Here is a 3,220-nt window from a genome sequence, read left to right on the forward strand (position 1 = left end):
TTTTCTTCTTCATCCTTTCATCCCGGCGACGGGCCACATGCCACATATAGGCCGGCTCGTTCTCTCTGACGTTCCGACCATCTACGGATCTACCATATAATCTCCTCCCGCTATTTCTGGGGCGACAGACAGATTCACCCGCTTAAATAGACCACGGGTCTACGACATAGCCGTATTCAACTGGGTGAAAATCCCGGATCGTGCAGAATGGTTTCTCCCTGGTCAATCTACTGGCCTATGTGGATCTCAATCCCGTGCGTGCAGGTATTGTAAAACGCCCTGAGGCCTACAGGTGGTGCTCCCTGGGCTACCATGTTCAGACCGCAAACAAGGACGATCTCTTGTCCATAGATTTCGGCATGAAGGAGTGGAACGAGTTCGATCCATCTGAAATCGTTCGCACATACAGACAATTTGTCTACGAGACCGGAGTTGTGAATACGGGCAAGGGCAAACCCATGGACTCCAAGATCGTGAAGAAGGAGCGGAAGAAGAATTTCGAGCTGAAACGGTTCGAACTTTTCTGCTATCGGACCAGATACTTCAGCGATGCGGGGATATTGGGATCAAAGGAGTTTGTGCAGGAGGTATTTGATCAGGTGAAACATCTGCTTACATCCAGGGATGAGCGGAAATTCACCTCGCTGGGTGGTGCGGAGGGGGTGTATTCCATGAAGAGATTACGGGTGTGAGGGAACGAAGGCATAGAGGGTTCTGAGGGGTTTGCCCTTGTTAACGTACAAGGTTCTCCCATGCGGTTGTGTTTCGATCCATTCGCCCCTTTTGAATGCGGGAACCCGAATTCAGGACCTAAGGCGGGTAGCATTTTCTTTTAAACCACCATGAGCGACAAGCGCACCGTAGGACGGAGATTCATAACGGGGAATCCGACAAAGTTCATCGGCCAAACCGCTCTTGAGCAGTTTGCGCGTCAAAACCTGCTTGCAGATTGACAATTACCGCTTCATACCAACAGAGTACAACAGGACAGGTTGATAGGCGTTGTCATTCAACAATAATTTGAACATCTCTTGCCAATCCAGAGAGGTTAACCTATACGATCGGCCAAAGGGTGTAGGATCTCACCATTCATCACCGTTAACCAGACTGACCAAAACAAAAGACGGCTCTTCGTTGGGTTGTGGGGGATATGCGGGCCTTGGAGCGTAACTTCTATGAACAAAAAAGATCAGATAGTGTATTGGCTAAAAAGTTCAGATAGAGATTTTCAGGCTATGATTCATTTATTTGAAAAAGGTGACTATACATGGTCTCTTTTCATCGGTCATCTGGTTCTCGAAAAATTATTGAAAGCCTGTTATGTCCAGCATATCGATACTACCCCTCCATTTATTCATGATCTCATACGATTGGCAGAAAAAACAAAAATACCTTTGGATGAAAATAAAAAAGATCTTTTGGACGCAATCTCGACTTTCAACATTCAGGCACGATATGACGATTACAAGATGGAATTCTATAAAAAATGTTCCAAAGATTTCACGGTAAAATGGATAGAAAGCATCAAGGAGTTGAGATCATGGCTACACGAAAACTTCCTGAAACAGCGATAAGATACGTTAATTTTTTACGGCAGGGAAAACCGGGCGTCATCGGAGCATATCTTTTTGGTTCATACGCCAAAGGGACTGAGGGCTTGGACAGTGATATAGATGTAGCCATTATTTTTGATGATTTTACTGATGCTTTCGATATGAGGGTTGACCTGATGAAACTCAGAAGAAAATTCGATACAAAAATCGAACCTCACCCTTTCAGAAAGGCTGACTTCAATGCTGCAAATCCTATTGCCCATGAAATACTTAAAACCGGGCTGGAGATAATGTAGGTTTGAGGGGAAAAGCGATTTTGGCAGCAAGAGAACTAAGGGGCAGGCTATTTGCTTTTGGTCGGCGAGGTGAAGCTCAACCCGAAAGGCCACAAAGAATCACCCAGACAGGACGTCCGATAAGCATCAAAAAAAGCGACACCTTCCCTGACACAGGGGGGGGGCCACTTCAGAGATTGCGGGTGTGAGGCGGTTTTACGTTTTAGGCTTTAGGGAACAGCGAACGATCAGAAACGAGAAACGGAAAACGCCTTTTCACCGCGAAGGGGGTGCAGTAGGAGCTAAGGAACGGGCTCAATGCCGTTCTCCTAGGAGCAGATGGTGTCATTTTACGAACAGGATTCGTACATGCTTAAAGAAGACACTGTAGAACTGTAAAAAACATTCGACGTACGAATAGTTAAGCAGAAGTACTCTTCTTCAGGTCGGAAAAGTTGTCGATATGTATTGATCCATCAGGAAACGTAGCAACAATCTCGAGTTTGCCTCCCAATGCCTCTATATGATTGCGAAGGGAAGAAATATACATGTCCGTTCTCTTTTCGAGTTTGGCGACTGCAGGTTGCTGCACATGGAGAAGGTTGGACAGTTCTTTTTGTGACAGGCCACGAACTTTACGAAGTTCGCCGAGCCGCATCTTGACAAGTTCGGCTTTTGTTCCGGCCTCAACTCGTTCTTGAGCTTCCGGTGACATCTTTTCACGGAGTTTTGAAAATTTCTTAGCCATTATTACGATCCTCCTCTGCCAATTCGGTTAAATGTTCATCGTAAAGCCGATCTGCCACAGGAATATGTACTTCATACCAGCGCTTGTCGCCAGTCTTATCACCGCCGATCAGCAAAATAGCAGTCCTTCGCGGATCAAAGGCATAGAGGGTTCTGAGGGGTTTGCCCTTGTTAACGGTACGAAGTTCTCGCATGTGGTTGTGTTGTGATCCATTGACACCACTTGAATGCGGGAACCCCAATTCAGGACCTTTCAGGACCTTTGGCCTCCAGAAGCCCCACCGAGACAGCCACAGCTTCCTGTTCTGATTCAGAGAGAGAATTCCACCATTGCTCAAATTCGCCTGTGTATTCTACGTCCCAACTCATTTCAGTTAACTACGTCACAACAGATATTCCGTCAAGGGAATAAAAACTGATAAAGAACAAAGGGAGAGTAAAGTGGATCCGGACGAGAACTATGGGACAACTATGGGACGGGACAACTGGACTTCTCAAAAAATATAATCTGCTGAAATTATAAACTAAACTAGCTGGAGAGATGAAATGTAGCGCCTGAAAAATAAAGAACTAAGGGGCAGGCCAACTGCACTTGATCTGACCAATCTACTGTTTGTACCTGCTCACATCGATCTCCAGTTTTTT

Annotated in this window: 4 protein-coding genes and 1 pseudogene; 3 read left to right on the top strand and 2 right to left on the bottom strand. The window is 45.9% G+C overall.

All coding sequences use genetic code 11. The features are described 5' to 3' along the window. Positions 1-188: 188 nt before the first annotated feature. The 3 genes and pseudogenes from ACY692_RS14685 to ACY692_RS14695 all read left to right on the top strand — a co-directional run. Positions 189-692: pseudogene (locus ACY692_RS14685) on the top strand (hypothetical protein); the annotation flags it as partial. Between the two features lie 483 nt (positions 693-1,175). Then, positions 1,176-1,574 (top strand): HEPN domain-containing protein, encoded by a 399-nt coding sequence (locus tag ACY692_RS14690; protein ID WP_462326127.1) that lies wholly within the window; start codon positions 1,176-1,178, stop codon positions 1,572-1,574. Then, positions 1,541-1,849, top strand: a complete 309-nt coding sequence (locus tag ACY692_RS14695; RefSeq protein ID WP_462326128.1) for a nucleotidyltransferase domain-containing protein — start codon at positions 1,541-1,543, stop codon at positions 1,847-1,849. Before ACY692_RS14690 ends, ACY692_RS14695 begins: the two co-directional genes overlap by 34 nt. Before the next feature lie 400 nt (positions 1,850-2,249). On the opposite strand, the gene ACY692_RS14700 is transcribed toward ACY692_RS14695, so the two are convergent. Continuing rightward, positions 2,250-2,576: an XRE family transcriptional regulator gene (locus tag ACY692_RS14700; RefSeq protein WP_462326129.1), complete on the bottom strand. Its 327-nt coding sequence runs from the start codon at positions 2,574-2,576 to the stop codon at positions 2,250-2,252. Further along, on the bottom strand, positions 2,569-2,913 hold the full coding sequence (locus ACY692_RS14705) for a type II toxin-antitoxin system RelE/ParE family toxin (RefSeq protein ID WP_462326130.1): 345 nt from the start codon (positions 2,911-2,913) through the stop codon (positions 2,569-2,571). Before ACY692_RS14705 ends, ACY692_RS14700 begins: the two co-directional genes overlap by 8 nt. Between the last annotated feature and the right edge of the window lie 307 nt (positions 2,914-3,220).

It is taken from the genome of Desulfoplanes sp. (assembly GCF_054921335.1).

Excerpts from the sequence above, each read along its gene's own strand:
- ACY692_RS14690 (WP_462326127.1), top strand. The coding sequence starts at position 1,176 with ATGAACAAAAAAGATCAGATAGTGTATTGGCTAAAAAGTTCAGATAGA.
- ACY692_RS14695 (WP_462326128.1), top strand. The coding sequence starts at position 1,541 with ATGGCTACACGAAAACTTCCTGAAACAGCGATAAGATACGTTAATTTT.
- ACY692_RS14700 (WP_462326129.1), bottom strand. The coding sequence starts at position 2,576 with ATGGCTAAGAAATTTTCAAAACTCCGTGAAAAGATGTCACCGGAAGCT.